This window comes from Mycobacterium sp. 1245499.0, from assembly GCF_001673615.1.
Lineage (GTDB): Bacteria > Actinomycetota > Actinomycetes > Mycobacteriales > Mycobacteriaceae > Mycobacterium > Mycobacterium europaeum_A.
This window is the reverse complement of record NZ_LZMG01000021.1, coordinates 1-12540: the sequence shown is the minus strand read 5'-3', so window position 1 is coordinate 12540 and position 12540 is coordinate 1. Positions and strand designations below refer to the sequence as shown.

Sequence of the window (12540 nt, the reverse complement as noted above, 5' to 3'; positions counted from 1 at the left end):
GCCGACCTTCTCGATCGTGATGTGAGTCAGGTAGCCGGCGGGTGCGTCCGGCGGTGGGAACCCCGTGCCGGGGCCGAAGATGGTCGTGGCGATCTCGTCGAGCAGTTCGGGCGCACCGCCCTCCTCGACGCGGGCGGTGCCCCTGATCGACAGATACGGCGTCTGCGGCCCGCTGCGGTCGGTGGACGCGATGGTCACCGCCACGCGGGGATCACGCCGGATGTTGCGGATCTTCTGATGCTCCTGCAGATGAGCGGTGACCAACTCATCACCGCCGTCGGCTGTACTGCGCACCGTCATCCAGACCAGGCTGACTTGCGGGCTGCCGTCGCGATTGATCGTGACGAGCGTGGCCGGGTCGGACCCGATGAGTTGGCGCGCGCTGTCACTGAGTCTCGTTGTGTTCATTGCGTTCTCCTGATGCGTCGTGGCTCCGGGCAATTCGGTTGCCTATCCATACGACGAAGAGGCTGTACGCAATCCGACAGCCCGAAGCCCGGCGCGAGATCGCGCCGGCCGAGCGCTAAAGGATTTGCATCTGCTCGGGTTGCGGCTCGGCCGGCTCGAGCAGCTGCGGGCCGTTGTTGCGGACGTTGTTGACCAGCGTCGAGACCTCACGCATCCGGATGGCGCGCACGTCGGGCGTGCGGTCCAGCAGGTCCTGATCGATCTCGGCGTCCGGGTCAAGCCACCGGTCCCAGTCACGTTCGGGCACCACCAGCGGCATCCGATCGTGAATCTGCGCGAGCTCGCCGGGCGCGTCGGTGGTGATGATCGTGCAACTCAGCAGCGGCGAAGCATCCTTGGCCGGTTTCCACACCGACCACAGGCCCGCCATGAACAGCGGCTCCCCGTCCTCGCGGTACATGAAGAACGGCGTCTTGCGGGTCTTCTTGCCGGCCGCGTCGGCGGAGTTGACCCGCCACTCGTAATAGCCATCCATCGGGATCAGGCAGCGCTTGGACTTCGCGCTGGTCCGGAAGGCGGGCGAGGTGGTGACCTTGTCCGCGCGCGCGTTGATCAGCATCGGCCCCTTGGTGTCGGGCGCGCCGTCGGAACCGGCCTTGGCCCACGGCGGCACCAAACCCCAGCGCATCAGCCGCACCCGGCGCGTCGGCTGGTCTTCGGGCTCGGAATGCCGGCTGACCACGGTCGCGATGGTCGAGGTCGGGGCCACGTTGTAGTTGGGGCCCGTCGATCCGGCGTCGGCGCCGGTGGCCTCGTCGATCGCCTTGATCTTCTGGGCCAGCAAAGCCGGATCGGTGGTGACCGCGAACCTTCCGCACATAACACCCATGGTGGCAGAAACCGGTGACAGGCGATGATGGAGCGGTGAGTACGTGGCAGGCCCCCGTGGCGGCGCAACCGGTGCGCGCGACCGTGACCGTTCCGGGATCGAAATCGCAGACCAACCGCGCCCTGGTGCTGGCGGCCCTGGCCGCCGCCCAGGGGCAAGGCACCCCGACCATCACCGGCGCGCTGCGCAGCCGCGATACCGACCTGATGATCGGGGCGCTGCACACCCTGGGTCTGGACATCGACGGCGACGAGGACGGTGACGGGACCGAACTGACCGTCGGCGGTCGCGTGTCGCCCGAACCGATGGCCCAGGTCGACTGCGGGCTGGCCGGCACGGTGTTGCGGTTCGTCCCGCCGCTGGCGGCGCTGGCCGAATCGATCGTCGAGTTCGACGGCGACGAGCAGGCCCGGGCACGGCCCATCATCCCGTTGCTGGACGCGCTGCGCGGGCTCGGCGTGCGGATCGACGGCTCCGGTCTCCCCTTCCGGGTGCTGGGCACCGGCTCGGTCATCGGCGGGACCGTGAACATCGACGCCTCGGCCTCGTCGCAGTTCGTGTCGGGCCTGCTGTTGTGCGCGGCCTCGTTCGCCGAGGGGCTGACCGTGCAACACACCGGCGGGGCGCTGCCGTCGGCGCCGCACATCGCCATGACGGTGACGATGCTGCGCCAGGCCGGCGTCGACGTCGACGACTCCGTCCCCAACCGCTGGCAAGTGGCGCCGGGAAACGTCGCCGCCCGGCACTGGGAGGTGGAGCCGGACCTGACGAACGCCGTGCCCTTCCTGGCCGCGGCGGTGGTCACCGGTGGCGCGGTGCGCATCACCGGCTGGCCGTCGACCAGTGTGCAGCCCGCCGACAACATCCTGAGCGTGCTGGCCAAGCTCAATGCCGTTGTGCAGCACACTGATTCGTTCCTGGAGGCGCGCGGATCCGGCGACTACGACGGTTTCGACGTCGACCTGCGCGCGGTCGGCGAGCTGACGCCGTCGGTGGCCGCCCTGGCGGCGCTGGCGACGCCGGGATCGGTGTCGCGGCTGTCCGGCATCGCGCATCTGCGCGGGCATGAGACCGATCGGCTGGCCGCGCTGCGCAAGGAGATCAACCGGCTGGGCGGCGACTGCACCGAGAGCCCCGACGGCCTGGTGATCACCGCGACCCCGTTGCAGTCGGGAACCTGGCGCGCCTATGCCGACCACCGGATGGCGATGGCCGGCGCCATCATCGGGCTGCGGGTGCCCGGGGTCGAGGTCGACGACATCGGCTCCACCGCCAAGACGCTGCCGGACTTCCCGCGGCTGTGGGCCCGGATGCTGGAGCCCGGGAAAGAGCCCGGCATGTGAGGCCCGGCGACTACGACGAGTCCGACGTCAAAATCCGCTCCGGCCGGGGCTCGCGACCGCGGACCAAGACCCGTCCCGAGCACGCGGACGCCGAGGCGGCCATGGTGGTCAGCGTCGACCGCGGCCGCTGGGGGTGCGTGCTGGGCGGCGACGTCCATCGCCGGGTCACCGCCATGCGGGCCCGTGAGCTGGGCCGCACCCCGATCGTGGTGGGCGACGACGTCGACGTGGTGGGCGATCTGTCCGGGCGCCCCGACACGCTGGCCCGCATCGTGCGTCGCGGAGAGCGCCGAACGGTGTTGCGGCGCACCGCCGATGACACCGATCCCACCGAGCGGGTGGTGGTCGCCAACGCCGATCAGCTGCTGATCGTGGTCGCGCTGGCCGACCCGCCGCCGCGCACCGGCCTGGTGGACCGAACGCTGATCGCCGCCTACGCCGGCGGGCTCAGGCCGATCCTGTGCCTGACCAAGACCGATCTCGCCCCGCCGGAGCCGTTCGCCCGGCAATTCGTCGACCTGGACCTCACGGTGGTCGAGGCCGGCCGCGACGATCCCCTGCTCGCGGTGGCGGACCTGCTCGCGGGGAAGATCACCGTGCTGCTCGGCCATTCCGGCGTCGGCAAGTCCACCCTGGTGAACCGCCTGGTGCCCGACGCGGACCGCGCCGTCGGCGACGTGACCGACATCGGCCGGGGGCGGCACACCTCGACGCAGTCGGTGGCGCTGCCGTTGACCGAGCCGCTGGGCACCACCGGCTGGGTGATCGACACGCCGGGTATCCGGTCCTTCGGGCTCGCCCACATCCAGCCCGACGACGTCATGATGGCGTTTTCCGACCTGGCCGAGGCCGTCGCCGACTGCCCGCGCGGCTGCGGGCACATGGGTCCGCCGGCCGACCCCGAGTGCGCGCTGGACACCCTGACCGGGCCGGCCGTCCGCCGCGTCGCCGCGGCGCGGCGGCTGCTGGCCGCGCTCAACCAGACTTCTTAGCCAGCCGCATGCCGAGCTCGTCGGGCGGCACCAGATGGCCTTGGGCGCAACGGATTTCGACCGTCGCCTCGGCGCCGCAGCCCAAATGGGTCAGCCGCAGCCGGTTGTGCCCCGGCAGATGGCGCCTCCCCCACTCGAACATCGCCCACACCACCGGCATGAAGTCGATGCCGGCCTGGGTGAGCACGTACTCGTCGCGGCTGCGCTGCCCGGGTTCGCGATAGGGCTGGCGGCGCAGCAGGCCCAACTCGACCAGTTCGCTCAGCCGCGCCGAGGTGGCGGCCTTGGTGATGCCCACCCGGCGGGCGAAGTCGTCGAATCGGGTGGTGCCGTAGTACGCCTCGCGCATGATCAGCATCGCGGACTTGGTTCCGACGACCGCCATCGTCTTCTCGATCGCGCACTGTCCCACCGCCGACCACGAGTCGCGGTCGGCCAGCGGTCCTTGCAGCAGTGTCATTTAAATCACCTCCGCACCTGGGTTGCTTTAAGCATACCGAGGTGTTTATCTAGGTACAGCAATCTATACCTAGATGATCTGGACTCGAGGAGGAGTCATGAACCGCGACGCCGTCATCGTCGGAGCCGTCCGCACCCCCATCGGCAAGGGCAAGGCCAGTGGCGCGCTGCACGACGTGCTGCCCGCCGATCTGCTGGCGCACAGCCTGCGCGAACTGGTCGCACGCACCGGCGTCGATCCGGCCCAGGTCGACGACGTCATCGCCGGCGCCGTCACCCAGGTGGGCGACCAGGCGGCCAACATCGCCCGTAATGCCCTGCTGGGCGCGGGGTTCCCGGAGTCGGTCCCCGGCGTGACGATCGACCGCCAGTGCGGCAGCAGCCAGCAGGCCATCAGCTTCGCCGCGCAGGGCGTGATCGCCGGCGCCTACGACATCGTCATCGCCGGTGGCGTGGAGTCGATGAGTCGCGTGCCGATGGGCTCCCAGGTGTCACCGGGCAGCAACCCGATGGGCGCGGACATGACGCGCCGCTACCCCGACGGCCTGGTGCCACAGGGCATCAGCGCGGAACTGATCGCCGCGAAGTGGGGCTTTTCGCGCGCCCAGCTCGACGAGTTCTCCGCCGGCAGCCACGAGAAGGCCGCCCGCGCCACCAAGGAAGGGCTGTTCGACAACGAGCTCATTCCGATCGCCGGGCTGGCCACCGACGAGATCATCCGCCCCGGCACGACGGTCGAGACGCTGGCCGGATTGCAGCCCGCGTTCTACAGCGACGCGGCCAAAGCCCGCTTCCCGCAGATCAATTGGGAGATCACGCCCGGCAACTCCTCGCCGCTGTCGGACGGCAGCGCCGCGGTGCTGATCACCAGCGGCGAGGCCGCCAAGAAACTGGGGCTGCGCCCGCTGGCCCGGATCCACACCACCACCGTGGTGGGCTCCGACCCGCTCTACATGCTGACCGGCGTCATTCCGGCCACCGAGAAGGTGCTACAGCGGGCCGGCCTGACGCTGGCCGACATCGACCTGTTCGAGGTGAACGAGGCGTTTGCGCCCGTCGTGCTGGCCTGGGCGCAGGACACCGGGGCGGACCTGGCCAAGACCAACGTCAACGGCGGGGCGATCGCGATCGGTCACCCGTTGGGCGCCAGCGGCGCTCGGCTGATGACGACACTGGTCAACGCTCTCGAGCAGCGCGGCGGTCGGTACGGTCTGCAGACGATGTGCGAGGGCGGCGGCATGGCCAACGCCACCATCATCGAGCGACTGTGAGCCGGTCGATGTCGCAGGCCACCTCGAACATCTTCGTCGTCGGCGGCACCGGAGCCCAGGGCATGCCCATCATCCGCGCGCTCGTCGCCGACAAGAAATACTCGGTTCGGTTTCTCACTCGCGACGCAGGTAGCCGGCGAGCCAGGGAACTGTTGGAGCTCGAAAACGTCTCCGCCGTGGAGGGATCGTTCGCTGACGAAGCGACGCTGCGAGAGGGATTCCGCGGTTGTGACGGAGCCTTCGTCAACATCGACGGGTTCAACACCGGCGAGAAGGCCGAGATTTACTGGGCGATCCGCAGTTACGAGATCGCCATCGAAGAAGGAATCAGATTCTTCGTGTACGGAAACCTCGACTACGGGCTGAAGAAGGCGGGATACGACTCTCGGTTCCGCACCGGTCACTACGACGGCAAGGGGCGCGTTGGCGAGTGGATTCTGTTCCAGAATCAGGTGAATCGCGATCGGATGGGCGCGGCGCTGTTCACCTCGGGCCCCTACCTCGAGATGGTGATCTCGCCCGGCACGCCGATGACGCCCACCGTCGAAGACGGCGTCCTGACGTGGCGTGTTCCACTCGGAGACGGGGCCGTGCCGCACGTGTCACTCGAGGACTGCGGTTACTACGTCCGTTGGCTTTTCGACCATCCCGAGCGCGCGAACGGCATGGATCTCGAGGTGGCTGTCGACGACATCGGCTACGCCGATCTCGCCGCGGCGTTCGAGAAGGTCACTGGGCATCCGGCGCGGTACGTCGACACCGATCTGGACACGTACTGGCGAAACGGTCCACTCGGCGTCATCGCCGACGCGCCCGCGGGGTACAACGCCGACCGGAAGGACAAGAGCACCATGAACGTCCGCGACAACTTCACCGGGTTCTGGAATCTCTGGAAGCACCGCGTGGTCAAACGGGATTATGCGCTCCTCGACGAGATCCACCCGAACCGGATCAGGAGTGCCGAGGAGTGGTTCCGGCGTCAAGATCACCTTGCGCGGCAGCGCAGTGGTGGCGGCCTTTGGGAGCGGATCCAACCGGAGAATCGAACTCCGATACTCAAAATCGGCGAGGACAAGCGGCAAGGGAGGCTGTAGCCGATGTCTACCTCCGACCCATACGAAATCCCCTTCGACGGCGTGCGCGTGCGGTATCACAGCGAGAAGAGCTACGAGGAACTCGTCGCCGCCCTACTGGCCGACATCGGCGAGCAACCCGTGCCGATCAACGACATCGCCACTTCCACCGGCGACTGGGATTCGTACCGGGAGCGCGTCGAATCCCGCGTCGGACCAAGCGGATTCATGTTGTTCGGTCTGGTTGACCACGGCGCCTGGATCACCAAGGCCGGCATCGACCGCAGGGCGTTGCGCGTCATTCTCGGCAATCCGCTGATCGCGATCACGATGCTGCGCCACGACGTGACGGCCGGGCTGTTCGCCCCGGTCGAGCTGCTGTTGCTCGAGGAGGGTTCGGGCAGCAGCCTGACCTACGTCAAGCCGTCGTCGCTGATCGTCGTCGAGCCGAACGCCGAATTGCTCAGCGCCGCAGAAGGACTCGATGCGAAGCTGGCGGCGCTGGCCGAGAAGGTCACCGCGTGACCGGCGTTACCCCGTGCCGGTCAGCTGTTTTCGGCGGATGAGAGCCGACGGTCGACCGGCGCGCACGGTCACCGACAGGGTTAAGGCGACGGCGAGCAGGTAGCACGCCCCCACGTAGACCGGGTTGCCGGTGGGTGTTCCGTCGGCCGACAACCACAAACCCCCGAGCACGATCAGAAATGCCGACCCGAAGACGGCGACGAAGGCGTTGCGCGCCCCGGGCGTGAACGCGGTGTTGCGCCACTGCCGCACCAGGATAGGGACGGCCACCACGGCGAACGCCCCGAGGATGATGTAGTACAGCGCCCGGCGCAGTGCGCTGTCGGGATGCTCGCCACCGGCCAGCAGGATCGGAACATTGGCGATGACGAGGCAAACCGGCACCAGCACCGCGATCCCAAAGGCGCGGCCGATCAATGTCATCCGGCTCAGATATCGCCCGCGCTCAATGGGACCGGTGATCAGGAGCTGGCTGAACAGTGCGACGCAGGCCGGCCCGACGGTGGCGAAGAGCAGGACGCTGCTCATCGGCACGGAGGCCAGCATCGGACGGTTGATCGCGTTGTCGGTGTTCCACGCCCACCAGCGCAGCTGCGGACCCAACTGATCGAAGATTTCGTAGAAGCAGTTGTGCACGAATCCCACGCACACCGCGCCGACGACCGCGCCCCAGTCCCGGAAAACGCCGAGGCCGCGCACCACCTCGTAGGCCAGCGTCATCATGGCGGGGTACAGGGCGACGATGTAGAGCGGCAGCCGGTCGTACATCAACTGGACCGTGAAGACGTTGTGCGCGAACACCGCACCGAGGGAGCCGTCGACGCCGAAGACGGTGGGAAAATACAGCGGCGGCTCGACGATGAGCAGGTAGATCACCGTGGCGAACCAGATCACGATGTTGACGGGATCCCTATCGCGGCGCAGTCGGCGGATCGCCCACCAGAGCGCCAGCCCGGCACCCGCGACGATCAGCAGCTCGAGCACCGGCAGCGTCCAATTCGCCAACCCGAACGGATTGCGCAGCGTCAACCACGGCGACGCGTGCTCGCAGCTGAATCCCAGCCGGTTGGCGATGCGTTCGATGTCGTCGCTGCATTGACCGCTCATGTGGTGGGTCCTCTAGTTCCTGCGCGGACAGAAGTGCTTACCGGAAGCTTGACGATACATGTCTGGCAAGCGGGCTCCGCAGCCCCGAAGACCGGCACTCGCTGACGCCCGTCATTGACGACCGTCAGTCGCCTGGCGTACGGTGCCACCATGGTGTCACGACGCGCGCCATCTGCGAGCGGATCACCGGGCACGAGCGTCCGCGAAACGCGCCGGCTGGAAACTCGGGCGCGGTTGTTCGACGCGGCGCTGGCCGAGATTGCGCGGCGCGGGCTGGCCGCTGCCGACGTCAGCGCGATCGTCGCCGATGCGGGCGTGGCTCGGGGGACGTTCTATTTCCACTTCCCGACCAAGGAGCACGTGCTCATCGAGGCGGAGCGCGTCGAGGAGACCCGCATCATCAGCGAACTCGGCGACGCCAACGGGGACCTGGCGTCGGTGCTCTCCCATCTGGTGCATCACGTGCTCAGCGCCGAAAGTCGTTTGGGCGCAGCGGTTTTCCGGGACATGCTCGGATTGCATTTCTCCTCGAGCCGTCCGGTAGAAGACGAGCTTGCCCAGCACCCGCTCGGACAATTTCTGGTCGGCGTCATCGGTCGAGCCCAGGACGCGGGCCAGGTGGTCGCCGAGGTGGACGCGGCCGAACTCGCGACGTTCTTCCTCACCGGACTCTTCGCGCTGCTGGCCACCGGGGCCCATGATGCCGCGTTGTTAAACCGTTACGTCACAACGATTGTCGAGGGAATGGAGAAGCGATGAATCAAACCGGCATCGAGGGCTATCGGAATTTCCTGGCCAGGCGCGACGGCGAGGCCGATCTGCTCAATAGGCGGCTGGCCAATCGCGAGCGGTTCTTCAGCGATCTGGAAGCCAATCCCGTCCGGTCGGCCCATCCCGCCGACCGTGACATCTTCCTGCGCAACCTGCGACGCCGGCGACCCGAAGGCGGCCTGGACGACAAGATGCTCTTCCTGCTGGCCACCGCAAAGCTGAATCAGGCGGAGCGATTCGGCGTGGGTCTGGGTGAAACCTACGGGCGCAACAGCGACGAGAGCGTGCCGCCCGAACGGGTCTACCTCGAGTTGGAAGAGCACTACCACACCCGACTGCTGGCGTACGCTCTCGATGCGTTCGACTTGACCTTCCAGGTTGTCGCACCACCCTTCGTCATCCGCCAGTTCGTCAAAGTGAACGTATTTTTGCCCGAACGGCTCGGCTTCATGTTCGTCGGAGCCGCGGAGATGGCGGGCTGCATCCTGTTCGATGAATTACGCCGGGCCGGCACAAGGCTTTTCGCCGACGAACCGCACGTCGCCGAACGAATCGAACTGCTTTACAGCGAAATTCTCACCGATGAGATCGGCCACGTCGGCTACTGCGCCTCGCGCTGCACCTCCGCCGAGCGGGCGGTGATGCGTCGAATCTATCCCATCATCGGGCGGCTCTTCGCCCGTCAAACCGCGGAAATCAGCCTGCTCATCGATCCGAAGGCGCTGCACGCACGCCTCGATCGCCCCTTCGATGTCGAGGAACTCACCGCCGGCCTGGGCAACGAGACCTACCTGGTCACCCACCCCCCTGACGTAGTCGAACGACGTCATGCGCCGATTTCCTCGGCTTCCGCCGCGGGAACGGATCGGGGCAGCACCTCCATGTAGTCGGAGAACGCGACCGTCCTTGCGCGGCGCTGATATTCGCGAACCAGGCCGGGCCAGTTGGTGGTGACCCGGCCGGAGGCGGTGCGGTACCAGGAGTCGCAGGTGGTCCACACGCCGTTGTCGAGACGGGACTGGATCTCGGTGTCGTAGGCCTGCTCGACGCTGCGCCACACTTCGAACGCGCGACCCGTGCCGGCGCGCGCGAGGTGCTCGGTGATCTGGCGGATGTAGCGGGCCTGCTGTTCCATCATCAGGATGATCGAACTGCTGCCGAGATTGGTGTTCGGGCCGTAGATCAGGAACATGTTGGGGAAGCCGGGCACGGCCATGCCGAGGTGGGCGCGCGCCCCCCGGGCCCACTGCGCATGCAGGTCGCGCCCGTCGCGGCCGGTGATCGTCATGGGCACAAGGAATTCGGTGGCCTTGAACCCGGTGCCGTAGATGATGACATCGGCCTCGTGCAGCGACCCGTCGGCGGTGCGCACCCCCGTCGCCGTCACCTCGGTGATCGCGCCGGTCTCCACCGAGACGTTGTCACGGGCCAGCGCCGGATACCACTCGCTGCTGAACAGCACCCGCTTGCAGCCGATCGGATAGTCGGGCGTGACCTTCGCGCGCAGCGCGCGATCCTTGATGTGCCGCTTGATGTTCAGCGACGCGACCACGCCTATCAGTCGGGCGAGTGGGGCGACCTTGGTCAGCGCGAGGCCGAAGAATTCCGAGATCTCCCAGATCAATTGGCGCATGGCGGCGGCGAAGCCGGGCACCCTCCGGAAGGCGGCGTGGTGCGCAGCGGTATAGGCGCGATCCGGTTTCGGGATGACGTACGGCGCGGAACGCTGAAAGACGGTGACGTGCCGCGCGGCCTCGCGGATGCGCGGAACGAACTGGATCGCCGACGCGCCGGTGCCCAGAACGGCGACGCGCTTGCCGGTCAGGTCGACGTCGTGGCGCCATTGCGCCGAGTGGAACGACGGGCCCTCGAACAGGTCGAGCCCCGGGATAGCCGGCAGCGCCGGCCGCGACAGCTGGCCCACCGCCGGCACCAGGACGTCGGCCTCGACGACCTCGCCGCCCGAGGTCGTCACCCGCCAGGTGGCGGTGCCGTCGTCGTACGCGGCGGAGGTGACCTCCACGCCGGTGCGCACCAGGTCGCGCAGGCCGAACCGGTCGGCGGTGTCACGGATGTAGCCGAGGATGTCGGGCTGCTCGGCGTAGCGCCGGCCCCAGTTCGTTTTGCGGGCGAAGGAGTAGGAGTACAGGTTGGACGGGACGTCGCATGCCGCGCCCGGGTAGGTGTTCTCCCGCCAAACGCCGCCGACGTCGTCGGCCTTCTCCAGCACGGTCACGTCGGCCAGGCCGTCCTTGGACAGTTCGTAGGCGGCGGCGAGTCCGCCGAAGCCGGCCCCGATGACCAGCACGCGAGGGCGATGGGTCGAAGTCATGACTCAAACGGTATGGGCGCACCGCCCCGCCCCCGCAGCCGATTGCGGTCGAGAAATCCATGATTGCGGCCACGACCGGCGGGCACGCGGACGGTGGGCTGGCCAGACGGCGGGCGACTCAGACGGCCAGCGACCGCGCGCGGGGCGCCACCGAGCGCTGATAGCGCGCCGGTGTGGTGCCCGTCCACCGTTTGAACGCGGCGATGAAGCTGGTCGCCTCCGCATAGCCCAGCCGCAGCGCGACGTCCTCCACCGAGAGCGCGCCGGTCGCCAACAGCTCCTCGGCCAAGACCCGATGCACCTCCTCGGCAAGCTCCCGAAAGGTCGTGTTCTCCTCGGCCAGCCGCCGCCGCAGCGTCCGCTCGCTCATCGCCAACTGCCGGGCGACGGCCGCGATCGTGTGCGGTTCGCCGTCGATCGACGCCAGGCGCTCCCGCACCCGCAGGGCGACGCCGGTGCGGGCCCGGCGGCGTTCCAGCAGGGCGCTGCACTGCTGCTCGCACATGGCCACGCTCGGCTCGCTGGCCCGGGGCAGCCGTGTGTCCAGCAGCGCGACCGGCAGGCGCGCGACGTTGGCCGGCGAGTCGTATTGCGGTGCCACGCCGAACACCTCGCGGGCCGCGTGGTCCCCCTCCGACGGCGCCGGGCCGCTGAATTCGATCGCGGTGAACGGGACCCGGCCGCCGAGCAACTCCGCCATGACGCGGGCGATCGCCGTGAGATCACGTCGCACCAGAAACTCCGCGACCGGACCGGTCAGGTCGGGCAGGTCGAGCCGCAGCGCCGCGACCGGTCCCTCTACGGTGACGGTCGGCAGGCAGAACCCGTAGCTGAGCTCGTAGAAACGGGCCGCGAACCGGACGGCGTCGCCCAGCGTGGAGCTGGTCAGGCACGCGAAGCCGAAGATGCCGAGCGATCCCACGTGATAGCTGCCGCCCACCTGCATGCCCAGGTTGGCCGCCCCGGCCGCCTCCCCCAGCAGGTCCACCAGATTCGCCGCGACCGCCAACTCCTGGCGCCCGACGATCATCCGATCGTGATCGTGCAGGTCGGCCTCCGATAGCCCGGAACCGCTGAGCACGTCGGCGACGGCAAGCCCGTTCCTGCAACCGAATTCGGTCATCAACGCGACGCTGGCCGTGCTCCGCGGGAAATCCCAGTGCGACACATGGGAACCGACGAACACCTGCACGTCCTCCAGTATGGCGAACAGCCCCGGATCGGGAGTATCGTTCCCGCGTGCCAGCCACTCGGTGAGCAAGGTCGGAGGTGACGTCGGTGGGTCGTGTCGCGGTGATCACCGGAGCTAGCCGGGGCATCGGGGCGGCAACCGCATTGGTCATGGCGGAGCAGGGATTCCGGGTGGTCGT

Annotated in this window: 13 protein-coding genes and 1 pseudogene; 8 read left to right on the top strand and 6 right to left on the bottom strand. The window is 68.1% G+C overall.

The genetic code is table 11. The features are described from left to right. Both A5646_RS00775 and A5646_RS00770 read right to left on the bottom strand, forming a co-directional pair. On the bottom strand, positions 1–408 hold a 408-nt coding region (locus A5646_RS00775; RefSeq protein WP_067019143.1), incomplete at its 3' end, for a TIGR03618 family F420-dependent PPOX class oxidoreductase. Positions 409–523: 115 nt separating this feature from the next. Further along, a complete protein-coding gene (locus tag A5646_RS00770; protein ID WP_066867992.1) occupies positions 524–1288 on the bottom strand; it encodes an SOS response-associated peptidase in 765 nt (254 codons plus the stop codon). Between the two features lie 44 nt (positions 1289–1332). Here A5646_RS00770 and aroA point away from each other — a divergent pair, with 44 nt between their 5' ends. Together aroA and rsgA are read left to right on the top strand one after the other, a co-directional pair. Beyond that, the gene (gene aroA, locus A5646_RS00765; RefSeq protein ID WP_067019140.1) at positions 1333–2640 is read left to right on the top strand and encodes a 3-phosphoshikimate 1-carboxyvinyltransferase; all 1308 of its coding nucleotides are present in this window, start codon (positions 1333–1335) and stop codon (positions 2638–2640) included. Continuing rightward, the gene (gene rsgA, locus A5646_RS00760) at positions 2637–3632 is read left to right on the top strand and encodes a ribosome small subunit-dependent GTPase A (RefSeq protein ID WP_067019136.1); all 996 of its coding nucleotides are present in this window, start codon (positions 2637–2639) and stop codon (positions 3630–3632) included. The genes aroA and rsgA overlap by 4 nt, the downstream gene beginning before the upstream one ends. Here rsgA and A5646_RS00755 read toward each other — a convergent pair. Then, positions 3616–4092 carry a helix-turn-helix domain-containing protein gene (locus tag A5646_RS00755; protein ID WP_066868001.1) on the bottom strand — a complete coding sequence of 159 codons (477 nt, stop codon included), beginning with the start codon at positions 4090–4092 and terminating at the stop codon, positions 3616–3618. The genes rsgA and A5646_RS00755 overlap by 17 nt on opposite strands. A 97-nt stretch (positions 4093–4189) precedes the next feature. Here A5646_RS00755 and A5646_RS00750 point away from each other — a divergent pair, with 97 nt between their 5' ends. Genes A5646_RS00750 through A5646_RS00740 form a run of 3 tightly spaced genes read left to right on the top strand, consistent with a single transcriptional unit; the run spans position 4190 to position 6960 of the window. Then, positions 4190–5362, top strand: coding sequence for a thiolase family protein (locus tag A5646_RS00750; RefSeq protein WP_066881586.1), 1173 nt, complete (start codon positions 4190–4192; stop codon positions 5360–5362). Between the two features lie 8 nt (positions 5363–5370). Further along, entirely contained in the window at positions 5371–6456 is a 1086-nt protein-coding gene (locus A5646_RS00745) for an NmrA family NAD(P)-binding protein (protein WP_067019134.1), read from the top strand. A 3-nt stretch (positions 6457–6459) separates the two neighbouring features. After that, positions 6460–6960 (top strand): DUF302 domain-containing protein, encoded by a 501-nt coding sequence (locus tag A5646_RS00740; protein ID WP_066868007.1) that lies wholly within the window; start codon positions 6460–6462, stop codon positions 6958–6960. A 6-nt stretch (positions 6961–6966) separates the two neighbouring features. Here A5646_RS00740 and A5646_RS00735 read toward each other — a convergent pair whose 3' ends face one another. Then, positions 6967–8067 (bottom strand): hypothetical protein, encoded by a 1101-nt coding sequence (locus A5646_RS00735; protein WP_067019131.1) that lies wholly within the window; start codon positions 8065–8067, stop codon positions 6967–6969. Positions 8068–8217: 150 nt separating this feature from the next. On the opposite strand from A5646_RS00735, the gene A5646_RS00730 reads away from it, so the two are divergent. After that, positions 8218–8826, top strand: coding sequence for a TetR/AcrR family transcriptional regulator (locus A5646_RS00730; protein ID WP_066881582.1), 609 nt, complete (start codon positions 8218–8220; stop codon positions 8824–8826). Next, a pseudogene (locus A5646_RS00725) lies at positions 8823–9644 on the top strand (hypothetical protein); the annotation flags it as partial. The gene A5646_RS00730 and the pseudogene A5646_RS00725, both read left to right, overlap by 4 nt. Positions 9645–9664: 20 nt before the next feature. Here the strand turns inward: A5646_RS00725 and A5646_RS00720 are convergent. After that, the gene (locus A5646_RS00720; RefSeq protein WP_066881579.1) at positions 9665–11170 is read right to left on the bottom strand and encodes an NAD(P)/FAD-dependent oxidoreductase; all 1506 of its coding nucleotides are present in this window, start codon (positions 11168–11170) and stop codon (positions 9665–9667) included. 118 nt (positions 11171–11288) lie between these two features. Then, positions 11289–12431 (bottom strand): AraC family transcriptional regulator, encoded by a 1143-nt coding sequence (locus A5646_RS00715; RefSeq protein ID WP_231998202.1) that lies wholly within the window; start codon positions 12429–12431, stop codon positions 11289–11291. Positions 12432–12448: 17 nt separating this feature from the next. Between A5646_RS00715 and A5646_RS28645 the strand changes: the two genes are divergently transcribed. Next, positions 12449–12540, top strand: a 92-nt coding sequence (locus A5646_RS28645) for an SDR family NAD(P)-dependent oxidoreductase (protein WP_156765481.1), incomplete at its 3' end; no start/stop codon positions are given.

Coding starts and splice junctions, on each gene's coding strand:
- A5646_RS00770 (WP_066867992.1), bottom strand. CDS start 1,288: ATGTGCGGAAGGTTCGCGGTCACCACCGATCCGGCTTTGCTGGCCCAG.
- A5646_RS00740 (WP_066868007.1), top strand. CDS start 6,460: ATGTCTACCTCCGACCCATACGAAATCCCCTTCGACGGCGTGCGCGTG.
- A5646_RS00750 (WP_066881586.1), top strand. CDS start 4,190: ATGAACCGCGACGCCGTCATCGTCGGAGCCGTCCGCACCCCCATCGGC.
- A5646_RS00755 (WP_066868001.1), bottom strand. CDS start 4,092: ATGACACTGCTGCAAGGACCGCTGGCCGACCGCGACTCGTGGTCGGCG.
- A5646_RS00730 (WP_066881582.1), top strand. CDS start 8,218: ATGGTGTCACGACGCGCGCCATCTGCGAGCGGATCACCGGGCACGAGC.
- A5646_RS00720 (WP_066881579.1), bottom strand. CDS start 11,170: ATGACTTCGACCCATCGCCCTCGCGTGCTGGTCATCGGGGCCGGCTTC.
- A5646_RS00735 (WP_067019131.1), bottom strand. CDS start 8,067: ATGAGCGGTCAATGCAGCGACGACATCGAACGCATCGCCAACCGGCTG.
- A5646_RS00745 (WP_067019134.1), top strand. CDS start 5,371: ATGTCGCAGGCCACCTCGAACATCTTCGTCGTCGGCGGCACCGGAGCC.